At 61.6% G+C, this 19,098-nt stretch carries 18 protein-coding genes; 3 read left to right on the plus strand and 15 right to left on the minus strand.

The features are described from left to right. Nucleotides 1–92 precede the first annotated feature (92 nt). Nucleotides 93–1,007, plus strand: a complete 915-nt coding sequence (locus AC1DJO_RS07040) for an AraC family transcriptional regulator (RefSeq protein ID WP_112388244.1) — start codon at nt 93–95, stop codon at nt 1,005–1,007. An 18-nt stretch (nt 1,008–1,025) separates the two neighbouring features. Here the strand turns inward: AC1DJO_RS07040 and AC1DJO_RS07045 are convergent, their stop codons facing one another. The 6 genes from AC1DJO_RS07045 to AC1DJO_RS07070 form a co-directional block, all read right to left on the minus strand. Further along, nucleotides 1,026–2,747, minus strand: a complete 1,722-nt coding sequence (locus AC1DJO_RS07045) for an ABC transporter ATP-binding protein (protein WP_112388243.1) — start codon at nt 2,745–2,747, stop codon at nt 1,026–1,028. A 247-nt stretch (nt 2,748–2,994) separates the two neighbouring features. Beyond that, nucleotides 2,995–3,852, minus strand: a complete 858-nt coding sequence (locus tag AC1DJO_RS07050) for a transporter substrate-binding domain-containing protein (protein WP_112388242.1) — start codon at nt 3,850–3,852, stop codon at nt 2,995–2,997. 34 nt (nt 3,853–3,886) lie between these two features. Next, complete coding sequence (locus AC1DJO_RS07055; RefSeq protein ID WP_112388241.1) at nt 3,887–4,660, minus strand: ABC transporter ATP-binding protein; 774 nt, start codon at nt 4,658–4,660, stop codon at nt 3,887–3,889. Continuing rightward, nucleotides 4,657–5,397 (minus strand): ABC transporter permease, encoded by a 741-nt coding sequence (locus AC1DJO_RS07060; protein ID WP_112388240.1) that lies wholly within the window; start codon nt 5,395–5,397, stop codon nt 4,657–4,659. The genes AC1DJO_RS07055 and AC1DJO_RS07060 overlap by 4 nt, the downstream gene beginning before the upstream one ends. Then, entirely contained in the window at nt 5,397–6,116 is a 720-nt protein-coding gene (locus tag AC1DJO_RS07065) for an ABC transporter permease (protein WP_112388990.1), read from the minus strand. The genes AC1DJO_RS07060 and AC1DJO_RS07065 overlap by 1 nt, the downstream gene beginning before the upstream one ends. After that, on the minus strand, nt 6,116–7,537 hold the full coding sequence (locus AC1DJO_RS07070) for a M20 family metallopeptidase (protein ID WP_112388239.1): 1,422 nt from the start codon (nt 7,535–7,537) through the stop codon (nt 6,116–6,118). Before AC1DJO_RS07070 ends, AC1DJO_RS07065 begins: the two co-directional genes overlap by 1 nt. A 175-nt stretch (nt 7,538–7,712) precedes the next feature. Here AC1DJO_RS07070 and AC1DJO_RS07075 point away from each other — a divergent pair, with 175 nt between their 5' ends. After that, nucleotides 7,713–8,348, plus strand: a complete 636-nt coding sequence (locus AC1DJO_RS07075; protein WP_112388238.1) for a GntR family transcriptional regulator — start codon at nt 7,713–7,715, stop codon at nt 8,346–8,348. Nucleotides 8,349–8,397: 49 nt separating this feature from the next. Here AC1DJO_RS07075 and AC1DJO_RS07080 read toward each other — a convergent pair whose 3' ends face one another. From AC1DJO_RS07080 to AC1DJO_RS07120, 9 genes are all read right to left on the minus strand, one after another. Continuing rightward, nucleotides 8,398–10,122, minus strand: a complete 1,725-nt coding sequence (locus tag AC1DJO_RS07080; RefSeq protein ID WP_112388237.1) for an ABC transporter substrate-binding protein — start codon at nt 10,120–10,122, stop codon at nt 8,398–8,400. Between the two features lie 79 nt (nt 10,123–10,201). Then, nucleotides 10,202–10,483 carry a DUF2160 domain-containing protein gene (locus AC1DJO_RS07085; protein ID WP_112388236.1) on the minus strand — a complete coding sequence of 94 codons (282 nt, stop codon included), beginning with the start codon at nt 10,481–10,483 and terminating at the stop codon, nt 10,202–10,204. A 13-nt stretch (nt 10,484–10,496) separates the two neighbouring features. Then, the gene (locus tag AC1DJO_RS07090) at nt 10,497–11,324 is read right to left on the minus strand and encodes a carbohydrate ABC transporter permease (protein WP_112388235.1); all 828 of its coding nucleotides are present in this window, start codon (nt 11,322–11,324) and stop codon (nt 10,497–10,499) included. A gap of 14 nt (nt 11,325–11,338) precedes the next feature. Next, nucleotides 11,339–12,205: a carbohydrate ABC transporter permease gene (locus AC1DJO_RS07095; RefSeq protein WP_112388234.1), complete on the minus strand. Its 867-nt coding sequence runs from the start codon at nt 12,203–12,205 to the stop codon at nt 11,339–11,341. A gap of 3 nt (nt 12,206–12,208) precedes the next feature. After that, a complete protein-coding gene (locus tag AC1DJO_RS07100) occupies nt 12,209–13,279 on the minus strand; it encodes an ABC transporter ATP-binding protein (protein ID WP_112388233.1) in 1,071 nt (356 codons plus the stop codon). Between the two features lie 9 nt (nt 13,280–13,288). Beyond that, nucleotides 13,289–14,368 carry an ABC transporter ATP-binding protein gene (locus AC1DJO_RS07105; protein WP_112388232.1) on the minus strand — a complete coding sequence of 360 codons (1,080 nt, stop codon included), beginning with the start codon at nt 14,366–14,368 and terminating at the stop codon, nt 13,289–13,291. A gap of 42 nt (nt 14,369–14,410) precedes the next feature. After that, on the minus strand, nt 14,411–15,940 hold the full coding sequence (gene glpD, locus AC1DJO_RS07110; protein ID WP_112541036.1) for a glycerol-3-phosphate dehydrogenase: 1,530 nt from the start codon (nt 15,938–15,940) through the stop codon (nt 14,411–14,413). Nucleotides 15,941–16,133: 193 nt separating this feature from the next. Next, on the minus strand, nt 16,134–17,366 hold the full coding sequence (gene pepT / locus AC1DJO_RS07115) for a peptidase T (RefSeq protein ID WP_112388230.1): 1,233 nt from the start codon (nt 17,364–17,366) through the stop codon (nt 16,134–16,136). A gap of 75 nt (nt 17,367–17,441) precedes the next feature. Continuing rightward, on the minus strand, nt 17,442–18,335 hold the full coding sequence (locus tag AC1DJO_RS07120) for a LysR family transcriptional regulator (RefSeq protein WP_112388229.1): 894 nt from the start codon (nt 18,333–18,335) through the stop codon (nt 17,442–17,444). A 126-nt stretch (nt 18,336–18,461) separates the two neighbouring features. On the opposite strand from AC1DJO_RS07120, the gene AC1DJO_RS07125 reads away from it, so the two are divergent. Continuing rightward, nucleotides 18,462–19,073: a glutathione S-transferase family protein gene (locus AC1DJO_RS07125; protein ID WP_112388228.1), complete on the plus strand. Its 612-nt coding sequence runs from the start codon at nt 18,462–18,464 to the stop codon at nt 19,071–19,073. Nucleotides 19,074–19,098: the final 25 nt, after the last annotated feature.

Raw genomic sequence — 19,098 nt, forward strand, 5'->3', positions numbered from 1 at the left:
GCAGCGCCGTCGCTGTCTGTTGGGATGGAATATGGACTTTTCAGGCGATCCGATGAATGTTTGAGAAAGTCAAATTCTAGCGTGATCGTCTCATGGATATCCTCAGCCGCCTTATCGACCTTGCCGGGCTGCGCACCAGCCTGGACATTCGCTGCCGTCTTGAGGGCTCTTTCGCGATCGACCACGAACCGGCCGGTCGCGGCGTGATCCCGTTTCATGTCGTCCTTTCCGGTAGCTGCCGTCTGCGGCTACCTGATCGGCGAACCTTCGAAATGGTGGCAGGAGATTTCCTCCTGCTACCGCGCGGCGAGGCGCATCTGATTGTCGGCCGCGACACCGGTGCCCGGCCATCGCCCGTCAGGGTCTCACATGACGGTATGCTTCCGGTGCGGGCGAATGGCGATGGACCGCCCGATGTCGATCTGCTCTGCGGGCATTTCGATGCGGCAGCGGGTTTGTCATCGCTGCTGCTCGACACCCTGCCTGATGTCTTTCATGCTTCGCTGGCCGGAGCGCAGTCGCAGGAGACCCTGAAGCTGCTGGTCGGAATCCTGCGTGACGAGGCGATGCATCAGGAAGCCGGTGCGTTGACGGTTGCCACGGCAATCTGCCTCGCACTGCTGGCGATGGCGCTGCGGGCGCTAAACAATGCAGCGCTCGGCACCGCCGGTCTCGTGGCGCTGATTGCCAATCCGCGCTTCTCGCGCGCGCTGAAGGCTGTGATCGCGAACCCGGCGGAAGATTGGACGATCGAGCGGCTGGCGTCGCTCAGCGCCATGTCACGCGCCACTTATGCCAGACAGTTCAAGGAAACGTCGGGAATGACCGTGGCGGGCTTTCTGACCGACCTCCGTATGACGCTTGCCAGCGACCTCTTGATCCGCACGCGCCGGACGGTCGCCGATATCGCAGTGGAGGTCGGCTATGACTCCGAGGCGGCCTTCGGCAAGGCATTCAAGGCAAGGCGTGGAGTGCCACCGGCGCGCTTCAGGCAGCAGATGGCCTGAAGCGCGCCGGGCATTTTCTCAGGCGACGGCGCCGAACTGGGCGTCGTGCAGGCGGGCATAGGCACCGTTGCGGGAGAGAAGCTCCTTGTGGGTGCCTTCCTCGTCGATGCCATCGCGCCCCATCACCACGATGCGGTCGGCATTGCGGATCGTGGCCAGACGGTGGGCGACGACGAGCGTCGTGCGTCCCTCCGAAAGTTCCGAAAGCGCCTGCTGGATCTGATACTCGGTCGCCGTGTCGAGCGCCGACGTGGCCTCGTCAAGGATCAGGATCGGCGGGTTCTTCAGGAAGATGCGGGCGATCGCCAAACGCTGCTTCTGGCCACCCGAGAGCTTCACACCCCGCTCGCCGGTCGGCGTGTCCAGCCCTGACGGTAGGGAGCGTACGAATTCATCCAGCGACGAGCGGCGCAAGGCCTCCATGATCTCGGCATCGGACGCGCCAAGACGGCCGTAAGCGATATTCTCGCGGATGGTCGAGCCGAACAGGAACACATCCTGCTGGACGATGCCGATCTGGCTGCGCAGCGACGCCTGCGTCATGTCGCGGATATCAATGCCATCGATGGTGATGGCGCCCGACGTGACATCGTAGAAGCGCGGCAACAGCGAGCAGATGGTGGTCTTTCCCGCACCCGAGGGGCCGACAAAAGCGACGGTCTCGCCTGCCGATATCTTCAGGTTCAGATGCTCGAAGACCTTGCCGTCGTCCGAATAGCCGAAGGAGACGTCGTTATAGACGATGTCGCCCCGCAACGAGTTGACCGTCATTGCATTCGGCCGGTCGGCGAGATCCGGCTCGGTGTCGATCAGCGAAATGAAGCGCTTAAAGCCGGCAATGCCCTTCGGATACATCTCCAGCACCGAGGTGATCTTGTCGATCGGGTGGAAGAAGACATTGACCAACAGCAGGAAGCCGACGAAGCCGCCATAGGTCAGCTCGCCTGACACGACATACCAGGTGCCGGCCACCATGATGATCAGCTGCACCAGGCGCGTGCTGAAATAGCTGAGCGCGATGCTTGCGGTCATGTAGGCATAGGCGTTGAGCTTGGTTTCCTTGTAGCCTTCGTTGTTGCGGGCAAAGAGCTCGCTTTCGTAGCCTTCATTGCCGAACGCCTTGACGACGCGGATACCGCCGACGCTTTCCTGGACGCGGGTGTTGAAGTCACCGACCTTGCGGAACAGATTGCGCCAGGTCACCGTCATCTTGGCGCCGTAACGGCTGACGAGCCAGGTCATGAACGGCACGATCGCGGTGGTGATCAGCGCCAGCTTCCAGTGGACCGAGAACATCAGCAGGAAGGCGCCGATGAAGGTCATGATGGCGATGAACACGTCCTCGGGGCCGTGATGCGCGACCTCGCCGACCTCTTCGAGGTCCTTGGTGACGTGGGTGATCAGGTGGCCGGTCTTGTTGTTGTCGAAATAGCGGAACGACAGCTTCTGGATGTGATCGAAAGCCTGGCGGCGCATATCCGACTCGATCGAGATGCCGAGCGCATGGCCCCAATAGTTGACCACGGCCGATAGAGCCGTGTTGATCGCGTAGATGGCGAGCAGTGCCGCGGCGACGGCAGCAATCAGTCCCCAGTCGCGGCCGGGCAGCAGCTCGTCGACGAAGAGCTTGACGGCCAGCGGAAAGCCGAGCTCCAGCAGGCCTGCCAGAACGGCGCAGCCGAAGTCGAGGAAGAACAACCGCTTGTAGCGGCCATAATAGGAAAAGAAGCGACGAAACATGAATGCCCTCCGGGGCAATATTTGTCAGGATCGTTGGATGGGAAGCGGGTCAAGCAGACGCGCCAGATCGGCACCGCTGCTCAGCGTTGAAATGTGCCGAAATTTCTCATCGGACGATCCTCCTTCATGAGTCGCTGAAGCCTTATAGTATGAGCTGCTGTATAAGTCACTACAGCTTGTGGGTGGAAAACGAAAAGCCCGGCGAGCTATTGTCCGCCGGGCTTCAAGAATGACCGTGATCAGAGGCTCACTTCGGTGTGACGTCGAAGCCGAACCACTTTTCCGACAGCGTCTTGATGGTGCCGTCAGCCTTGGCGGCGGCGATCGCGTCGTTGAACATCGCCTTCAGTGCGGCGTCGTCCTTGCGCAGGCCAACCGAGCTGCCACGGCCGAGGAAGCCGCCCTGGAAGCGCGGACCCGTCGTCGTCATGTCTTCGTTGCCCGGCTTCTGCGAAGCGGTCGTCAGGTAGGCCATCGAAGCCATGACCAGATCGACGCGACCGGCCTTGAGGTCGAGATCGTGCTCTTCGGTGGTCTTGTATTCGCGGACTTCGACGACGCCCTTGAGGTACTTGTCGACGAAGGCGGCAGCGGTGGAGGCTGTCTGGACGCCGATCGTCTTGCCCTGCAGCGCAGGCTTGATCTTGTCGATTTCGGCGGCGGCGCCGGACTCATCGCTGGCGAGCGAGAAGACCTGGCCCTTTTCCGGCAGGTTTGCCAGATCGCTCTGCTTCGAGGTGGCAAAGGCCTGACCGGTCGAGCCGTAGGAATCGCTGAAAGCGATCACTTCCTCGCGCTTGGCGGTCGCCGACATGCCGGAGATGATGGCGTCGAACTTGCCGGCGTTGAGTGCCGGGATCATGCCGTCGAAGTTCTGGACGACGACCTTGCACTCGACCTTCATGTGGGCGCAAAGATACTTGGTGAGCTCGATCTCGTAGCCGTCGAGCGTGCCATCAGGCTTGGTGAAATTGTAAGGCTTGAACGAACCTTCGGTGGCGATCGTCACCGTCGTCCACTTCTTGTCGTCGGCATGGGCGATGCCTGCCGTGGCGAGAACGGCCGTCGCGGCGGCCGCAGTCAAAACCCGCGAAAGAATTGTCATTGTAGCTCCCCTTTTCTTGGTTTGGGCTGAGAAATTACTTGCTGATGAACTGCTTGAAGCGTTCCGAGCGTGAATTGGCAAAAACGTCCTGCGGCTTGCCGTCTTCTTCGACGAGTCCCTGATGCAGGAAGACGACGCGGCTTGAGACGTCGCGGGCGAAGCTCATCTCGTGGGTTACGACCAGCATGGTGCGGCCTTCTTCGGCGAGCGCGCGCATGACGCGGAGAACTTCGCCGACCAGTTCAGGATCGAGCGCCGATGTCGGCTCATCGAACAACATCACTTTCGGACGCATCGCCAGCGCCCGGGCGATCGCCGCACGCTGCTGCTGACCACCCGAAAGGTGGGCCGGATAGAAATTGCGCTTCTCGGCAATGCCGACCTTGGCAAGCAGTGCCTCGGCCTCCTCGATGCATTCGGCGCGATTGCGCCTCTGCACGTGAACCGGCGCCTCGATGACATTCTCCAGCACGGTCTTGTGGGACCAGAGATTGAAGCTCTGAAACACCATGCCGAGCTGCGAGCGAATGCGATCGACCTGTTTGCGATCGGCCGGGCGGCTTGCGCCCTTGGCGTCAGGGACCATCCGGATTGTTTCGCCGGCAACGGTCACTTCGCCGGAATTCGGCGTTTCCAGCAGGTTGATGCAGCGCAGGAATGTCGATTTTCCAGAGCCTGACGAGCCGAGGATCGACACGACGTCGCCTTCATGCGCGTCGAGCGAGATGCCTTTGAGCACTTCGACATTGCCGAAGCTCTTGTGCAGTTTTTTGACGCTGAGCGCGATCGGGGAAGGGGTGGGGGTCATCGGGCCTCTCCTTCAAGTGCGGGAGCAGACACGTCTGCCGGATGATAGGGCACGGGCTGGCGCAGATGCGGGCTCAACCAGTATTCGACGAGATGGACGAGGCGCGTCAGCAGGAAGTTGATCGCCAGATAGATCGCACCGGCGACGATGAAGACCTCGATCGCCCGGTAGCTCTCGGAGATGATGCGCGCGGCAACGCCGGTGACTTCCATCAGCGTGATGATCGATGCCAGCGAGGTCGCCTTGACCATCGAGATCATCTCGTTGCTGTAGCCGGGCAGAGCCTGGCGGATCGCCAGCGGCAGCACGATGCGTCGGAACTGCATTAGCCGCGGCATCCCGCAGGCGCGTGCCGCCTCGATCTGGCCGAAGGGAACCGAAAGCAGACCGCCGCGGATGATTTCGCTGGCGTAGGCCGCGGTATTCATCGTCAGTGCCAGCACCGCGCACCAGTAGGGGTCGCGCAGGAACGGCCAGAATATGCTGTGGCGGACGGCTGGAAACTGGCTGAGACCGTAATAGAGCAGGAAAATCTGGACGAGCAGCGGCGTGCCGCGAAAGACGAAGACGTAGGCGCGGGCAAACCACTCAAGCCCCTTGTTGCCGGACAGGCGGCAGAGCGCGATCGCCAGTGCCAGAACGGCGCCAAGTGCGATCGAGGTGGCTGCAAGTTCGAGCGTCAGCGGGATGGCTGAAATCAGGTTGACGAAGGTCTCGGAAAGAAATTGCCAGTCCATCAGCCTCTCCTCACGCCGCGCGAGAAGTGCTTTTCGGCACGTCTCAGGAACAGGCCAGAGCCGGTGGAAATGACGAGGTAGATTGCACCGGCAATGACGTAGAAGTCGAAGGGCAGGCCGGTCGAACCGGCGGCGATCTGCGTCTGGCGCAAGAGTTCGGCGACGCCGGTGATCGAGACGAGGGCGGATTCTTTCAGCACCACCTGCCAGACATTGCCGAGACCGGGAAGGGCGTGGCGCAAGGTCAGCGGCGCGATGATGCGGCGGAAACGCAGCCAGCGGCCCATGCCGCAGGCGATCGCCGCCTCGATCTCACCGGGATGTACCGCCTTGAAGGCGCCGCGGAAGACTTCGGTGAATTGGGCGCCAGAGGTGATGCCAACGGCGAGCGAGCCGGCGAGGAAGCCCGGAAACCCGAGAAAGCCTTCGGCCCCGAAGAGCTGGCCGATCGCCGTCACGGCGGCACTGCCGCCGAAATAGAAGAGGTAGATGACGAGCAGATCGGGAATGCCGCGCAACACCGTGGTGTAGGTGTCGGCAGCGATCCTGAGGCCGCGTCCGCCTGATATCTTCGCCCAAGCGCCGAAGGAACCGATGACGGCGCCGGTCGAATAGCCGGCGAGCGCGACGAGAACGGTCATCCACGCGCCTGCAAGCAGCGCCTTGCCCCATCCATCGGGGCCGAAGCTGATGAGCTCTAGGATGCCCGGCTGATTCATCATGCCGACCTTTCGGGAAGCGGCGGCTGCACGTCGTCGGGGATCGGATTGACGAACGGCGTCCCATCGAGGCGGGCCTTAAGGTCCGCCTTGGCCGCCTCGATGAGATCAGGGTTGCGGATCAGATCGATGGCGGTGCTCGCCATGACCTTCGCCGCGTGTTCCGTGCCCTTGTGGGCAGCCGGAAGTTTGCCCTGGGCAACAAGTTGCCAGGAATGACCGGGCGTACCGATCGCATAGGTGGCGCCGCGCATCTGCACTGTTGGTACTACCCAGCTCACGCTGCCGACATCGGTGGAACCGACGATCGAGCTGTCGCCGGCATAGAGCGGGAAGATCTCTTCGCAGAGCGGCTGATCCTTCTTTGGCTTCAGACCGAAACGGGCGTAGGACGAGGCGATATCCTCAGGGCTCATCGTCGCCTGGAACTTGCGGGCGGTCTCGCGGTCGGCATCGTCGAAGACAGGCGGGCCGAGGCGCTGGAGATTGGCAAACATAAGATCTTCGAGCGGCACGTTGCCAACCAGATTGGCGTCGCCGCTGATCACTTCGCTGCGCACCGATGTTTCCGTCATCAGCGCGGCACCCTCGGCAACCTTCTTGACGCGGGCAACGAGTGATAGAAGTTCCGGCAGGTTGCGGGCGCGGACCAGATAACGGACGGTCGCCTTGGCCTGAACCACGTTCGGCGCCGAGCCACCGGTATCGGTGACGGCGTAATGGATGCGGGCGCTCGACGGCATATGCTCGCGCATGTAGTTGACGCCGACATTCATCAGCTCGACGGCGTCAAGCGCGCTGCGGCCGAGATGCGGGGTGGCCGAAGCGTGCGAGGCGCGGCCGGAGAAATGGAAGTTTAGCTCGTTGCAGGCAAGCGACAGCGGATTGTTGACGCCGGCAAAGGCTGCCGGATGCCAGCAGATGGCGATATCGACGTCATCGAAGACGCCGGCGCGAACCATGAAACCCTTGGAGGAGCCGCCCTCTTCAGCCGGGCAACCGTAATAGCGGATGCGTCCCTTGAGACCATTCGCAGCAAGGAAATCCTTGACGGCGGAGGCTGCCAGCATGGAGCCGGCACCCAGCATGTTGTGGCCGCAGCCATGGCCGTGACCGTTCACTTCGGCCTCGCGCTTTTCGGCAAGCCCGGCCACCTGGCTGAGGCCTGGAAGTGCATCGAACTCACCGAGAATGGCGATCACGGGTCCGCCCTCGCCAGCCTCGCCCATGACGGCGGTCGGCAACCCGGCAATCCCGCGCTCGACGCGGAAGCCCTCGGCTTCCAGCTGGCGCGCATGCTCGTCGGCCGAGCGGTATTCCTCGTAATTCGTCTCCGGCATATCCCAGATGCGGTCACTGAGCGCAGCGAAGGATGCGCTCTTGGCTTCGACGATATCCCAAACGGCTTCGATGTTTTTCATGACTTTCAAAACGGCTTCGTTTCGCATAGTATCCAAAATTGGCGCCAATTTAGGTTACAAAAATTCTTTGCGCAATCCATGTGCATGAATAAATTTTGGACAAACTCAAGCGGTTGCCACGCCTACAGAATTTGGAACAGGCGTGCTATCGATGATGCAAAACAGGGGATTGCGAATGGCAGACGTCGTGATGGAAGAGGGGCCGGAAGCGGCAGAAGCACGCGACGTCACGGACTTCATCCTGCAGGACATTCTCGCCGGCGTGCTTTTGCCCGGGACGTGGCTGAAGCAGATCGATCTCGAGCGCCGCTACAAATGCACGCGCCCCGAAGTGCGCCGTGCGCTGGACCGCCTGGCACAGAAGCGCCTTGTCGAGCACGTTCCGAACCGCGGCTACCACGTTTATGAGCCGGATGGCCGCCGCGCCCAGGAAGTCAGCGAAATCCGCATCATTCTCGAAACCGCGATCGCGGCAACGATCGTTTCAAATGCTGCGGCAGACGAGATCGCCAAGCTTCGGAAGCTTGCCGATCATTTCGACCTGATGGTGCTGAATGGAACGATGCTGGAGCTCTACGAAGCCAATCTGGCCTTCCATCGCCAGCTGCTGACGCTCGGCGGCAATCTCGAACTTGTCGACCTCATTACCGAAATCCGCCAGAGGACCTCCTCGGCGCCGGTCTCGCAATGGCGCACCCGCGCCCGTGTCGAACAATCCGGCCGCGAGCATCATCAGATGATCGATGCGATTGCGGCCGGGGATGTCGAAAGCCTGAAGGCGCTGGTCCGCCAGCATATCCTGCAGCGCTGAATCAAACAGGCCGGGATACTCGTATCTCCCGGCCTGCCTTTGGTCATGATCAGTTGGACTGCCAGCTCTTGACCAGCTCGTCGTAATTGACCGTCACCGGCTTTTCCTTCTCGTTCTCGATCTTCAACTGCGGAGCGAGGTTGCCCTTGGCGACGGCATCCTTGTTCCAATACTCAAGATCATGCTCTTCGGCGAGCTTCGGACCGATATCACCCTGCACCTTGGCGCGTTCGAGGCGTTGGAGCACCTTTTCCTGCTCGGAGCAAAGCGAGTCCATGGCTTCCTGCGCGGTCTTGGCGCCGGAAGAAGCGTCACCCACGGCCTGCCACCAAAGCTGTGCCAGCTTCGGATAATCGGGAACGTTGGTGCCGGTCGGAGACCACTGAACGCGGGCCGGCGAGCGGTAGAACTCGATCAGGCCGCCGAGCTTCGGAGCGCGCTCCGTGAAGCTCTTGTCGCGAATGGTCGACTCGCGGATGAAGGTGAGGCCGACATGGCTCTTCTTCACGTCCACGGTCTTCGACGTCACGAACTGCGCGTAGAGCCATGCGGCCTTGGCGCGGTCATCGGGGGTCGATTTCATCAGCGTCCAGGAACCGACATCCTGATAGCCGAGCTTCATGCCGTCCTTCCAGTAGACGCCATGCGGTGAAGGCGCCATGCGCCATTTCGGCGTGCCGTCCTCGTTGACGACAGGCAGGCCTGGCTTGACGGCGTCAGCCGTGAAAGCCGTATACCAGAAGATCTGCTGAGCTACTTCGCCCTGCGCCGGCACGGGGCCGGATTCGGAGAAGTTCATGCCCTGTGCTGCCGGCGGTGCATAGGCCTTCAGCCAATCCAGATATTTCTGGATCGAATAGACGGCAGCCGGGCCGTTCGTGTCGCCGCCACGGGCAACGCACGAACCGACAGGACGTGAATTCTCGTCGACCTTGATGCCCCATTCGTCGACAGGAAGACCGTTCGGCAGGCCCTTGTCACCATTGCCGGCCATCGACAGCCAGGCATCGGTGAAGCGCCATCCGAGCGACGGGTCCTTCTTGCCGTAGTCCATATGGCCGAAGACCTTCTTGCCGCCGATGTCGCGGCCGGTGAAGAATTCGGCGATGTCCTCATAGGCTGACCAGTTGACCGGAACGCCGAGATCGTAGCCGTACTTCGCCTTGAAGTCGGCCTTGTTCTTCTCGTCGTTGAACCAGTCGTAGCGGAACCAGTAGAGGTTCGCGAACTGCTGGTCGGGAAGCTGATAGAGCTTCTTGTCGGGCGCAGTCGTGAACTTGGTGCCGATAAAGTCGTCGATGTCGAGGCCGGGATTGGTAACGTCCTTGCCTTCGTTGGCCATCCAGTCGGTGAGCGAACGGGCCTGCTGGTAGCGCCAATGGGTGCCGATCAGGTCCGAGTCGTTGACATAGGCGTCGTAGATGTTCTCGCCCGACTGCATCTGCGTCTGCAGCTTTTCGACGACGTCGCCTTCGCCGATCAGGTCGTGGGTGATCTTGATGCCGGTGATTGCCGTGAAGGCGGGCGCCAGGACCTTCGATTCATATTCGTGGGTCGTCAGCGTTTCGGAAACGACCTTGATGTCCATGCCGGCAAAAGGCTTGCCCGCATCGATGAACCACTGCATTTCCTTTTCTTGGTCGGCGCGCGGAAGCGACGAGAGATCGCCGATTTCCTTGTCGAGAAAGGCTTTCGCCTCGTCCATCCCGGCATAGGCAGAGCCTGTCATTGCCAGCAAAATGCCTGCTGTCGTCGCAAATAGATGCCGTCGCATAATATCCTCCCAGGGTTAGCGATTGCAGTCTTCACGTTTCAGGCGGCCAGTACCCCCGGCCATCTGTCTAAACTTGGCATCACACGTAACGGAACACGCCGATCGCGTAGATCACGGAGATGCCAAGAGCCCACCACAGGCCGGGTCCGACAAGGCCCAGCCATGCGAGATGAATGAACGCTGCCCCCAGCAGCGAGATGAAGAGACGGTCGCCGCGCGTGGTCTCGAAGCGCAGCAGGCCGGTGCGCGGAGAGCCCCCCGGCACGAAATATTCCCAGACGCTCATGCCTGCGAGCAGCACGAGGATCGTCAGGAAGAACAGCGCCGTCGGCAGTGTCCAGGCCATCCAGGAAAAGCTCATTTCCGTCTCCTCCTCAGACGCGGCCCAGGGCAAAGCCCTTTGCGATGTAGTTTCGAACGAAATAGATGACGAGTGCGCCGGGCACGATGGTCAGCACCCCGGCCGCCGCAAGCACACCCCAGTCCATGCCGGCCGCCGAGACCGTTCGCGTCATGATCGCCGAGATCGGCTTTGCCGCGGTTGTGGTCAGCGTGCGGGCGAGCAGCAGCTCCACCCACGAGAACATGAAGCAGAAGAAGGCCGCGACCCCGACGCCGCTGGCGATCAGCGGCATGAAGATCTTCACGAAGAAGCGGGGGAAGGAATAGCCGTCGATATAGGCCGTCTCGTCGATTTCCTTCGGCACGCCGGACATGAAGCCTTCAAGGATCCAGACCGCCAGTGGCACGTTGAACAGGCAATGCGCCAGCGCCACGGCGATATGGGTGTCGATCAGCCCGAAGGCCGAATAGAGCTGGAAGAAGGGCAGGGCAAAAACTGCGGGCGGTGCCATGCGGTTGGTCAAGAGCCAGAAGAACAGGTGCTTGTCGCCGAGGAACCGGTAGCGCGAAAACGCATAGGCCGCAGGCAGGGCCGCCAGAACCGAAATCACCGTATTCATGGCCACATAGATGATCGAGTTGATGTAGCCGTTATACCAGGACGGATCGGTGAAAATCACCGCGTAGTTGGCGAGCGTCGGATTCTGCGGCCAGAGCGAGAAGGCCCCGGTGATTTCCGAGTTCTCCTTGAAGCTCATGTTGACCAGCCAGTAGATCGGCAGGAGCAGGAAGACGATATAGAGCGTCGAAACCACCCAGGAGAAGTTTCCGGCGGGCTTGTATTTCATTGTCTGAGCCATGGTCCTCTCCTTTCTCAGGCGTTTTCGTCGCTGCTGGTCATCACGGTGTAGAAGATCCACGAGAGCAGCAGGATGATCAGGAAGTAGATGATCGACATGGCCGCGGCCGGGCCGAGGTCGAACTGGCCGACCGCCGTCTTCACAAGATCGATCGACAGGAACGTCGTCGAATTGCCAGGCCCGCCGCCTGTCACGACAAAGGGTTCGGTGTAGATCATGAAGCTGTCCATGAAGCGCAGCAGCACGGCGATCAGAAGCACGCGCTTCATCTTCGGCAGCTGGATGTAGCGGAAGACGGACCAGCGAGAGGCGCCGTCGATCTTCGCCGCCTGATAATAGGCGTCGGGGATCGAGACGAGGCCGGCATAGCAGAGCAGCACGACGAGGCTCGTCCAGTGCCAGACATCCATGACGATAACGGTGATCCAGGCATCGGCGGGATCACGGACGTAGTTATAATCGAGCCCGATCGCCTCCAGCGTATGGCCGAGCAGACCGATATCGACGCGGCCGAAGACCTGCCAGATGGTGCCGACGACGTTCCACGGAATGAGCAGCGGTAGCGACATCAGCACCAGGCAGACCGGGACGCCGAGCCCCTTCTTCGGCATGTTGAGCGCGATGAAGATGCCGAGCGGGATCTCGATCGCCAGAATGATCAGCGAGAAGGCGAGGTTGCGCTGCAGCGCCGCCCAAAACCGATCCGATTCCAGCGTCTGCACGAACCAGTCGGTTCCGGCCCAGAAGAACTCGTTGTTGCCGAACGTGTCCTGAACCGAATAGTTGACGACGGTCATCAGCGGGATGACGGCCGAAAAGGCGACGAGCACCAGCACCGGCAGGACGAGAAACCAGGCTTTGTTGTTCAAGGTCTTTTCCATGGATCAGGCCTCCCTGCCGACGCGCCAGGAATTGGCGTAGATGCTGATGGCCGCGGGATCGAAATTGACCCGGGCATCCTCCGGAATTTCCCCATCTTCGGGCACGACGATCGCCAGCGGCTGCCCGGCGAAGCGGGCGCGGACGATCTTCTGACGGCCGATATCCTCGACCTTCGAGATCGTGACCGGCATGCCCTCGCGGCCGAGCCTGACGAATTCGGGGCGGATGCCGAGCTCCACCTTCGATGCCCCGTCAGTGCGTGGCGCGTAGTCGAGATTGATGGTCTGTTCGCCGACGCTGACCGCGTTTCCGGAAACTTTGGCCGGCATGACGTTCATGCCCGGCGAGCCGATGAAATAGCCGACAAAGGTGTGGCTCGGCCGTTCGAACAGTTCGGCCGGCGTGCCGATCTGGACGATCTCGCCCTCATACATGACGACGACTTTTTCCGCGAAGGTCAGCGCCTCGGTCTGGTCGTGGGTGACATAGACCATGGTGAAGCCGAACTGCTTGTGCAGCCGTTTCAGCTGCGAGCGCAGCACCCATTTCATATGCGGATCGATGACGGTCAGCGGTTCGTCGAACAGGATGGCGTTGACGTCGTTGCGAACGAGGCCGCGGCCGAGCGAGATCTTCTGCTTCTGGTCGGCGGTCAGACGCTGCGCCTTGCGCTTCGCCCAGTCCGAGAGATCGATCATCTCGAGGATTTCGCGGACGCGCCTGTCGACTTCGGGCTCGGCGACGCCGCGGTTGCGTAGCGGGAAGGCCAGATTGTCGTAGACGGTCATCGTGTCGTAGATGACCGGGAACTGGAATACCTGGGCGATGTTTCGCGCTTGCGTCGACAGGTTGGTGACATCCTTGCCGTCGAACAGGATGCGTCCATGCGATGGCTGAAGAAGCCCGGATATGATGTTGAGAAGCGTGGTCTTTCCACAGCCGGAAGGGCCGAGCAGCGCATAGGCGCCGCCATCGGTCCATTCGTGATCGACTTCCTTCAGGGCGTAATCCTTGTCGGATTTCGGATCCGGCCCGTAGGCGTGGCGGATATGGTCGAGCGTGATGCGTGCCATGTGAGCCTCCTAAGCCGCGTGGTTGCCGGTTGCGATCGCTCGTCCACCCGGCCCGAAGGCCATCAGATGGCGGGTATCGAGGAAGACAGCGACCTCAGTGTCCGGGTCGATGTCGTGAATGCCATGCGCCAGCATCACCCAGCGCACGCCGTTGAAATCCAGATGGACGAAGCTCTCCGACCCGGTGATCTCAGATATCAGCGTGCGTGCCGAAAGCTTCGGCGAGGCGCCGGTCTGCTGCGAAAGCGCCAGATGGTGAGGGTGGAAGGCGATGGTCACGACGCCATCCGCCATGCCGGCGAGATGCCGGGGCACGGGTATCTCCGCACCGCTTGCATGCTGGAAGCTTGCTGCGCGCTTGGTCACCTCGATGAAGTTCAGCGGCGGGTCGGCGAAGGTCTTGGCGGTGATCAGATCGGCTGGGCGGCGATAGACCTCGATCGTCTTGCCGAACTGAGTGACGCGGCCTTCGCTGAGGGTAACCGTGTTGCCGCCGAGAAGCAGCGCTTCCGAGGGCTCCGTCGTAGCATAGACGAAGATCGCGCCCGAGGCGGCGAAGATGCGCGGCAGTTCCTCGCGCAGTTCTTCGCGCAGCTTGTAGTCCAGGTTGGCGAGCGGCTCGTCGAGCAGCACCAGGCTGGCGTTCTTGACGAGGGCTCGGGCAAGGGCCGTGCGCTGCTGCTGGCCACCGGAGAGATTGAGCGGCGTGCGATCGAGATACGGCGTCAGCTTCATCAGCTCGGCCGCCTTGCGCACCTCGGCGTCGATGGTCTTGGCGTCGTGACCTGCAATGCGCATCGGCGAGGCGATGTTCTCATAGACCGAGAGCGCCGGGTAATTGATGAACTGCTGGTAGACCATCGCCACCTGGCGCTTCTGCACCGGCATGCCGGTGACGTCGGCGCCGTCGAAATAGACGGAGCCGCTGGTCGGCTTGTCGAGGCCGGCCATCAGGCGCATCAGCGACGTCTTGCCTGACAGCGTCGGCCCCAGCAGGACGTTCAGCGTTCCCCGTTCGAAAGTCAGGTTGGTCGGGTGAATGTGATACTCACCGCCGACCATCTTTGCGGCATTGCGCAGTTCCAGCATTCCGGCTCCCGTGCCTCCTCAAGACGGGGACCACATGCCGCTCTATCCGGCCATTTGCGCGGGCAGGGCGGCGATGTACTCCTCCAGTGTCTGCATCTGTTCCGTCGTCATGTGCAATCCGGCCTTCGTTCTCCGCCAGAGAACATCCTCGGCGGTGAAGGCCCATTCATTCTGCATGAGATAGCGCACCTCGGCCTCATAGAGATCCGATCCGAAATGCCTGCCGAGATCGGCCGTGGACGCGGCCTTGCCGAGCAGCACATTGGCCCTGGTGCCATAGCGGCGCGTCAGCCGGCGGGCATGGGCCGACGTTAGGAACGGATAGGCAGCCTTCAGCTTGCCAACCTCCGCCTCATAGCCCTGCACCGGAAAATCCCCGCCCGGCAGATGGCTCTTGGCCGTCCACGGACTGCCCTTGACGCCGATCGCCTCGCCGATCTTATCCAGCGCATGTTCCGACAGACGCCGGTAGGTGGTGAGCTTGCCGCCGAAGACGTTCAGCAGTGGTGCGTTGTTGACTTCGGTCCCGTCCTTGCCTTCGAGCTTCAGCACGTAATCGCGGGTCGCCTCCTGCGCCTTCGAGGCGCCATCGTCGAACAGCGGGCGAACCGCCGAATAGGTCCAGACGATATCCTCGGGCTTCACCGGCTCCTTGAAATACTCGGAGGCCGCGTTGCAGAGATAGGTGGTCTCTTCGCCGGAGATTCTGACATCCTTGGGGTCGCCGGTGTAATCGCGGTCGGTGGTGCCGATCAGCGTGAAGTCGCTCTCATAGGGAATGGCGAAGATGATGCGGTTGTCGGGGTTCTGGAAGAAATAGGCCTTCGGCCCCTCGAACTTCTTCCGGACGATGATATGGCTGCCCTGGACGAGGCGGACATGGCGTGCCTCGTTCTCGCCGAAGGCGGCGCGGATCACATGATCGACCCAGGGACCGGCGGCATTGACCAGCATGCGGGCCTGATGCGTTGAACTGCGTCCCGACAGCGTATCGACCGTCTCGATGGTCCAGAGGCCATTCTCGCGCCGTGCGGAGACGACTTTCGTGCGCGGCATGATCAGCGCGCCGCGGTCGCTGGCATCCCTGGCATTGAGCACCACCATGCGGGCGTCGTCGACCCAGCCGTCGGAATATTCGAAGGCTTTCGTAAACAGCGCCTTCAGCGGCTTGCCGGCCGGATCGGTTCGCATGTCGAGCGTCGCCGTCGGCGGCAGCAGCTTGCGGCCACCGAGGTGATCATAGAGGAACAGCCCGAGACGGATCAGCCAGGCAGGCCGGATGCCGCCCTTGTGATAGGGTAGCACGAAGCGCATCGGCCAGATGATGTGCGGGGCCATTGCCCAGAGCACCTCGCGCTCCATTAGCGATTCACGCACCAGGCGGAATTCGTAATGTTCGAGATAGCGCAGACCGCCATGGATCAGCTTGGTGGCACCCGACGACGTGCCGGAGGCGAAGTCGTTCATCTCGGCCAGCGCCACCGAATAGCCGCGTCCAGCCGCATCCCGGGCGATCCCGCAGCCGTTGATACCGCCGCCGATCACGAATAGGTCGTGAAGTGCCTGGCCCACATTCCCCTCCCGTGTGCCTTTTGTCTCGGTTACCCTCCCCGGCAAACCGAAACTACGCAGACTAGAAGTGAAGACGAAGCGAATGTCAAACGAATGTTTCGGGCATCTAAAACCGGAAGATCAGAGGCAAATCATTGCTCAGCTGTGCAATGACTGAAAACCGCACTTTCGCTTTGCCGCCGCATGCGGTGGCTCAAGCCCGCTCCTCCCAGATCCTGGCGATTTCGACGATCGTCGCCACGGCCTTTTCCATATCCTGCAGGCTCACCCACTCCAGCGGCGAGTGGAAGGCATGTCCGCCGTCGAAGATGTTGGCGGTCGGCAGGCCCATGAAGGAAAGCCGCGAACCGTCCGTCCCGCCACGGATGCTGCCGCGCAGCGGGGTCATGCCTGCACGCCTGATCGCCTCGATCGCGTGGTCGACGATCTCCGGATTGCGGTCGAGCACGGCCTTCATGTTACGGTACTGGTGCTTGACGCTGAATGTGTAGGAGGAGCCGGGATAGGCTTTCATGACATCCTTGACGATCCCCTCGAGCAGGGCTTCCTTGGCGGCAAGGCCGTCATCGACGAAATCGCGGATGATGAAGCCGAGCTCGGCCTTCTCCATCGAACCGCTGACGCCGGTCGGGTGAATGAAGCCGTCGCGCCCTGAGGTCGTTTCCGGCGCGATCTCTTTCGGCAGCCGGGCGATGATATCGCCGGCGATCTTGATGGCGTTCTCCATCTTGCCCTTGGCAAAGCCCGGATGCATGGCGAGGCCCTGGATGACGATCTCGACGCCGTCGGCGGAAAAGGTCTCGTCCTCGATTTCGCCGGCCGTCGAGCCGTCGACCGTGTAGGCGAACTCGGCGCCAAGCTTCTTGAGATCCGCCTTGTCGACGCCGCGGCCGATTTCCTCGTCTGGTGTAAGCAGCAGTTTGATCGTCCCGTGCTTGATATCGGGATTATCGATCAGGAATTTCGCCGCCGTCATGATTTCGGCGAGCCCCGCCTTGTCGTCGGCGCCGAGCAGCGTCGTTCCGTCGGTGGTGATGATGTCGTTGCCGATCTGGTTCTTCAGCTCGGGATGATCCGCGACACGGATCACCTGCTGCGGATCGCCCGTCAGCCTGATATCGCCGCCCTGGTAATTCCTGACGATCTGCGGCTTGACGTTCGTCCCGGTAAAGTCGGGCGCGGTGTCCATATGCGAGCAGAAGCAGATCACCGGAACGGTCTTGGCGGTGTTTGCGGGAATGGTCGTGTAGACATAGCCGTGCTCGTCGAGATGCGCGTCGGCAAGGCCGATCTCCAGCAGCTCTTCAACGAGGACCCGGCCGAGATTCTTCTGCTTCTCGGTCGAGGGCTGGCTTTTCGATGCCGGGTCTGACTGGGTGTCGATGACGGCGTAGCGCAGGAAGCGGTCGAGAACGGTGGGGGTCATGGGATCATCCGGTATGGCGTGGCGAAAAGACCGGTATAGCCGCTGACGGCGCCAAGGTGAACGGCGTTTCGGCGCCTATCGCAAGACAGCGCGAAGCCGCGGCGCGGCAAAGTCGAGAAAGGCCCGGAGCTTCAGCGGCAGGACGCCCTGTGACAGATGCACGAGACTGACGGGGGAGGGTGGCTGTTCGAATTCTTCCAGTAGCGGCACCAGCAGCCCGTCCTCGACGGCGCGTTTTGCCTGGTAGGAGAGCGTCCGGGTGATGCCGAGACCGGAGACCGCCGCATCGACCGCAGCTTCGGCGGTGTTGACGGAAAGCCGGGGATGGATCGGCGTGGAGACATCCTGACCATCCTGGCGAAAGACCCATAACTGGGCCGGTGTGACCCCTTCGAAGGAAATGCAGGCGTGATCGGCAAGCTGCTGCGGATCAAGGGGCGTGCCGTGCCGCCGCAGATAATCCGGGCTGGCATAGGCCGTTCGCCTGACGGTGCCGAGCCGGGTCGCAATCAGGTTGTTTTCCGAGAGGTGGCGGATGCGCAGCGCCACGTCGATGTGCTCGTCGGCCAGGCTGACCGGCCGGTCGCTCATCACCAGCCGCATGTTGATGTCAGGGAAGGCTTTCAGGAAATCGGTGATGACAGGCAGGACGTGCAGCCGTCCGAATACGATCGGCGCTGTCATCGTCAGGTCGCCCTTGGGCGCCAGATATTCGCCGGTGGCTCGCCGTTCCGCCTCCTCGACGCGTCCGAGGATTTCGCGCGCCGCACTGACATAGCCTTCGCCTGCTTCGGTCAGCGAAATGCGGCGGTTGGTGCGCCTGATCAGCCGGATGCCGAGATGGGCCTCCAGCTCCGATATCTTGCGGCTGACAGTCGGTAGAGGCGAGTGCAGGGCGCGCGAGGCCGCCGACAGGCTGCCATTCTCGACCACCGCCAAAAGCACGCTCATCGCATCAAGACGATCCATCTGACCTTCCGAAAAACGAGAGGATAACTATCAAGATCGCTATCTACTACAGAAAAGCGGAAATCACTAGGTTTCTTCGCAGGTCTTCGGACCAACGGATTTCAACCCGCTGCGAAAGGCACCCCAATGAAACTCCACCACTTCCCGCTTTCCGGCCACGCGCACCGCGCCGTCCTGTTTCTCTCGCTCCTCGGCGTCAAGGCTGAGCTTGTCGAAGTCGATATCCCCGGCGGCGCACATAAGTCGCCTGACTATCTAAAGCTCAATCCGTTCGGCCAGGTGCCGGTTCTGGAAGATGGCGACGTGGCGGTCAGCGATTCCAACGCCATCCTCGTTTATGTCGCCACGAAACTTGGCCGCAAGGATTGGCTGCCGGATGATGCTGCAACGGCGGCGAAGGTGCAGAAGTGGCTTTCGGTGGCTGCAGGCGAAATCGCCTACGGCCCAGCAGCGGCGCGCCTGATCACCGTCTTCGGTGCCAATTTCCGCGCCGAGGAAGTGATTGCCCGCGCCCACCGCATTCTGACGCTGATCAATGCCGAGCTTGAGACGCATCGTTTCATCATCGGCGACCGGCCGACGATCGCCGACGTCTCGCTCTACAGCTACATCGTCAACGCACCTGAGGGGAACGTCGACCTCGCGGCCTATCCCGAGGTTCGCCACTGGCTGGCCCGGATCGAGGCGCTTCCGGGCTTCGTGCCGTTCCAGAAGACAGCGGCTGGCCTTGCCGCCTAGCGGCAAACCGCGGCCGGAGACATCC

Source organism: Rhizobium sp. 05N430, from assembly GCF_056396985.1.

Coding starts and splice junctions, on each gene's coding strand:
- AC1DJO_RS07095 (WP_112388234.1), bottom strand. CDS start 12,205: ATGGAAAAGACCTTGAACAACAAAGCCTGGTTTCTCGTCCTGCCGGTG.
- AC1DJO_RS07055 (WP_112388241.1), bottom strand. CDS start 4,660: ATGACCCCCACCCCTTCCCCGATCGCGCTCAGCGTCAAAAAACTGCAC.
- pepT (WP_112388230.1), bottom strand. CDS start 17,366: ATGACCCCCACCGTTCTCGACCGCTTCCTGCGCTACGCCGTCATCGAC.
- AC1DJO_RS07120 (WP_112388229.1), bottom strand. CDS start 18,335: ATGGATCGTCTTGATGCGATGAGCGTGCTTTTGGCGGTGGTCGAGAAT.
- AC1DJO_RS07080 (WP_112388237.1), bottom strand. CDS start 10,122: ATGCGACGGCATCTATTTGCGACGACAGCAGGCATTTTGCTGGCAATG.
- AC1DJO_RS07075 (WP_112388238.1), top strand. CDS start 7,713: ATGGCAGACGTCGTGATGGAAGAGGGGCCGGAAGCGGCAGAAGCACGC.
- AC1DJO_RS07090 (WP_112388235.1), bottom strand. CDS start 11,324: ATGGCTCAGACAATGAAATACAAGCCCGCCGGAAACTTCTCCTGGGTG.
- AC1DJO_RS07125 (WP_112388228.1), top strand. CDS start 18,462: ATGAAACTCCACCACTTCCCGCTTTCCGGCCACGCGCACCGCGCCGTC.
- AC1DJO_RS07045 (WP_112388243.1), bottom strand. CDS start 2,747: ATGTTTCGTCGCTTCTTTTCCTATTATGGCCGCTACAAGCGGTTGTTC.
- AC1DJO_RS07065 (WP_112388990.1), bottom strand. CDS start 6,116: ATGAATCAGCCGGGCATCCTAGAGCTCATCAGCTTCGGCCCCGATGGA.
- AC1DJO_RS07100 (WP_112388233.1), bottom strand. CDS start 13,279: ATGGCACGCATCACGCTCGACCATATCCGCCACGCCTACGGGCCGGAT.
- AC1DJO_RS07060 (WP_112388240.1), bottom strand. CDS start 5,397: ATGGACTGGCAATTTCTTTCCGAGACCTTCGTCAACCTGATTTCAGCC.
- AC1DJO_RS07070 (WP_112388239.1), bottom strand. CDS start 7,537: ATGAAAAACATCGAAGCCGTTTGGGATATCGTCGAAGCCAAGAGCGCA.
- AC1DJO_RS07105 (WP_112388232.1), bottom strand. CDS start 14,368: ATGCTGGAACTGCGCAATGCCGCAAAGATGGTCGGCGGTGAGTATCAC.
- AC1DJO_RS07085 (WP_112388236.1), bottom strand. CDS start 10,483: ATGAGCTTTTCCTGGATGGCCTGGACACTGCCGACGGCGCTGTTCTTC.
- AC1DJO_RS07050 (WP_112388242.1), bottom strand. CDS start 3,852: ATGACAATTCTTTCGCGGGTTTTGACTGCGGCCGCCGCGACGGCCGTT.
- AC1DJO_RS07040 (WP_112388244.1), top strand. CDS start 93: ATGGATATCCTCAGCCGCCTTATCGACCTTGCCGGGCTGCGCACCAGC.